Genomic DNA, 3779 nt, shown 5'->3' with positions numbered 1-3779 from the left:
GTCGAAGTCGGCGCCGACCTTGGGTGGCGAGGCATCCAGTATCGCGGCCTCGTCGTCGGTGAACACCCGCGAGCGGGAGAGGAATCGGACGCCCTCGGGAGCCTCGAGTGAGAACCCGGCGCCCCGGCCGGAGACCACGTCGAGGATCAGCTGAGTGTGCTTCCAGAGTTCGAACTGGTCGCCGTTGATCCAGATCCGCACGGCCGGGAGGGGTTCGGGTAGATCGACCTCGCCGAGGAGTACGTCGCGCTGCCCGACCCGGTACTCGCCGACCGGGTAGCACATGGGGGCGGAGCCGTCGCAGCATCCGCCTGACTGATGGATCATGAGGCCACCGTGGAGCTCCGACAATTTGGTCAGGAGCTCCACGGCGGTGTCTGTGGCGACCACGCGTGCGACGGTGCCCGGTACAGTCACGGCATGCCCGGCTTAGAAGAAGCCCTTGGCGTTCTGCGCGTAACCGACCAGCAGGTTCTTGGTCTGCTGGTAGTGGCCGAGCATCATCAGGTGGTTCTCGCGGCCGACTCCCGACTGCTTGTACCCGCCGAACGCGGCGTGGGCCGGGTAGTCGTGGTACGTGTTGGTCCACACGCGACCGGCCTGGATGTCGCGACCGGCACGGTAGGCGACGGCGCCGTTGCGGCTCCACACGCCGGCACCGAGGCCGTACAGGGTGTCGTTGGCGATCTTGAGTGCGTCGTCGTAATCGGTGAACGACGTGACCGCGAGGACCGGTCCGAAGATCTCCTCCTGGAAGATCCGCATGTCGTTCTTGCCGCCGAAGACGGTCGGCTGGATGTAGAAGCCGCCCGCGAGGTCGCCGCCCAGGTCGGCGGGCTCGCCGCCGGTCAGGACCTTGGCGCCCTCCTGCTTGCCGATCTCCAGGTACGACTTGATCTTCTCCCACTGATCGTTCGACGCCTGCGCGCCCATCATGGTGTCGGTGTCGAGCGGGTTGCCCTGCTTGATGGCGGCCACGCGCTCGACGGCACGCTCCAGGAACTCGTCGTAGATGCTGCCCTGGACCAGTGCGCGGCTCGGGCAGGTGCAGACCTCGCCCTGGTTGAGTGCGAACATCGAGAAGCCTTCGAGCGCGCGGTCGAGGAAGCCGTCGTCGCTGGCCATCACGTCTTCGAAGAAGAGGTTGGGGCTCTTGCCGCCCAGCTCCAGGGTCACCGGGATCAGGTTCTCCGATGCGTACTGCATGATCAGGCGGCCGGTGGTGGTCTCGCCGGTGAAGGCGATCTTGCGGATGCGGTTGCTCGATGCGAGCGGCTTGCCCGCCTCGACGCCGAAACCGTTGACCACGTTGAGGACACCGTCGGGGAGCAGATCGCCGATGAGACTCATGAGGTAGAGGATCGATGCCGGCGTCTGCTCTGCGGGCTTCATCACGATCGCGTTGCCTGCGGCGAGTGCCGGGGCCAACTTCCAGACAGCCATCAGGATCGGGAAGTTCCACGGGATGATCTGGCCGACGACGCCCAGCGGCTCGTGGAAGTGGTACGCGACGGTGTCCTTGTCGATCTCGGAGATGCCGCCCTCCTGCGCGCGGATGGCGCCCGCGAAGTAGCGGAAGTGATCGATCGCGAGCGGGATGTCGGCGGCGAGGGTCTCGCGGACCGCCTTGCCGTTCTCCCAGGACTCGGCGACGGCGATGCTCTGGAGGTTCTCCTCCATGCGGTCGGCGATCTTGTTCAGGACCTGTGCGCGCTCGGCCACCGAGGTCTTGCCCCACGCGGGGGCGGCGGCGTGCGCTGCGTCGAGTGCGAGGTCGATGTCTTCCGCGGTGGAGCGGGCGACCTCGCAGAAGACCTTGCCGTCGACGGGCGACGGATTCTCGAAGTACTGACCCTTCACCGGCGGAACCCACTGTCCACCGATCCAGTTGTCGTAGCGGGACTGGAAGCTCATCAGCGAGCCGTCGGTACCGGGCTTGGCGAAGACTGTCATTTGTGCTGCGCTCCTTTGTGAAAGTCACTTCGGTTGGTGAGGTGAATCACAGAGTAATCCGCAAGTGGTTGCAGTCACGTTGCACTGGGTGAACTGGATCGCCGCCAGGGTCGTGCGGTCGGCGGCAGGAGCGGCGAAACGGCCTCTCACCTGCGTGATCGCCCCGATGGCGCGGGTGGTGCTCAGCTATCGTCTGACGCCGAACCGACGATCGAGCAGCCGGACGCGGCCGGCCGCCACCGCACGTTGCGGGTGACTGGCGGGCAGGTGTTGTGCCAGGGCGTTCCAGGCGGTGATGTCATCGCGGCCGTGGGGCGAGGCGACCCATGCGCTGAGCGCGGTGAGATCGCCCTTCATGAACATGCGCGAACGGATGTCTTCGCGGAGCTCATCGAGAAGCTCGACGATGCCTGGCGCGGTGGACTCCGCGAGAACGCCGCCGCGGCCCAGCGTGCGAATGGCCTCGGTGAGGTCGCCCTCGGCGACTGCCCGCCGCACGTCGTCGATGTCGGAGCCGAGCGCGAAGGTCAGACGATAGGGCCGCGACGCCACCACGTCGCCGAGGTCTCGGCGTAGTCGGGAGATCTCGGCGCGGACGGTCACGGCGCCGAGCGGCTCGTCGGACAGCATGGTCGCGAGCTGTTCGGTTCCCAGCCCCTCGGGATAGGTCTGCAGGAGCAGGAGGATCTCGGTGTGTCGGGGCGACAGCGGACGCGGTGGGGCCACGCCGTCGGACCACTGCGCCGGGCCGTCGCGCAGGACGGTGATTCGGAAGCCTGCTGATTCGGCGGTCGCCGACGCGAACGTCTGCGGGGAGGCGAGGTCGACGGCGCGCGAATGCAGCTCGCGCTCCACCGCGGCGACCACCGAGCGGACGGCGGCGAGTGCGAACGGCACGGCCGCGGCGGGTCCGCCGGTCACGTCGATGACACCGAGTAACTCGCCCGACGTCGGGTCGTGCACGGGTGCCGCGGCGCAGTTCCAGTTCTGGACCGGACCGGAGAAGTGCTCGGGTCCGATGATCTGCACTCCGCGGTTCATCGTGAGGGCGAGACCCGGCGCGTTGGTGCCGACGGTGTCTTCGCTCCAGACCGAGCCTTCGACGAAGTTGATGCTGGCTGCGGCGTCGCGGGCGCTGTGGTCGCCCTCTACCCAGAGGAGCCGTCCGCGGTTGTCGGTCATCGCGACCACGACGCCCGAATCGGAGATGTCGTCGAGCATCAACGACTGGACCAGCGGCCTGACGGCTGCGAGTCGGTGCCCCGTCCGGTAGGCGTCGAAGTCGTCGTCGGACATCGGCCCGTCGGAATCGCCCGCGGGGCCGACGGCGCCGGGGTTGAGGCCGCGTTGGCGGGATCGCTCCCACGACTCGCGGACCAGAGAACGAACGGAGTCGTCCGGAGGGGTCTCGCCCGCGAGGAAGTCCTCGTAGGCACGACGGACACGAGACGACACGCCGGTGCCTTCTCTCATCTGTGTCCTCCCAGAACCGCTGACCCGGCCGAAGTGTGACGGTCGGTGACTTCGATTGTGCCTGGCCGGTGTGACCTGGGCAACGTTGTACAGCCGGATGTCGACGGCGGCCCATGACAACGGTCATGGGCAAGAGATGACATCTGCTCTGGGTGCGGTCGGCGGATCAGCGGAACAGTCGTAGGCATGACACAGCAACACCTCACCGCAGATGACCTCACCTCACCGCGCACCGACCCGGCGGCCCCGGCCGTCTCGCTGGTGGGCCTCACCAAGGACTTCCGTTCCGGGAAAGGGGCCGCGGTCCGGGCCGTCGACGGGCTCTGCCTGCAGATTCAACCGGGGGAGGTGGT

At 67.4% G+C, this 3779-nt stretch carries 3 protein-coding genes; all 3 read right to left on the bottom strand.

Annotation, left to right across the window (positions count from 1 at the left end; translation table 11 throughout):
* The coding region (locus GX543_RS14265; RefSeq protein ID WP_290852798.1) for a DUF779 domain-containing protein at positions 1–417 on the bottom strand (417 nt) is incomplete at its 3' end.
* A 12-nt stretch (positions 418–429) separates the two neighbouring features.
* Positions 430–1953: an aldehyde dehydrogenase family protein gene (locus tag GX543_RS14260; RefSeq protein ID WP_290852796.1), complete on the bottom strand. Its 1524-nt coding sequence runs from the start codon at positions 1951–1953 to the stop codon at positions 430–432.
* A 186-nt stretch (positions 1954–2139) separates the two neighbouring features.
* The gene (locus GX543_RS14255) at positions 2140–3426 is read right to left on the bottom strand and encodes a transcriptional regulator (RefSeq protein ID WP_290852793.1); all 1287 of its coding nucleotides are present in this window, start codon (positions 3424–3426) and stop codon (positions 2140–2142) included.
* Between the last annotated feature and the right edge of the window lie 353 nt (positions 3427–3779).

Source organism: Gordonia sp. (in: high G+C Gram-positive bacteria), assembly GCF_012515855.1.
Lineage (GTDB): Bacteria > Actinomycetota > Actinomycetes > Mycobacteriales > Mycobacteriaceae > Gordonia.
Note: the sequence above shows the minus strand (reverse complement) of the source record. Positions and strands in the feature narration are given on the sequence as shown.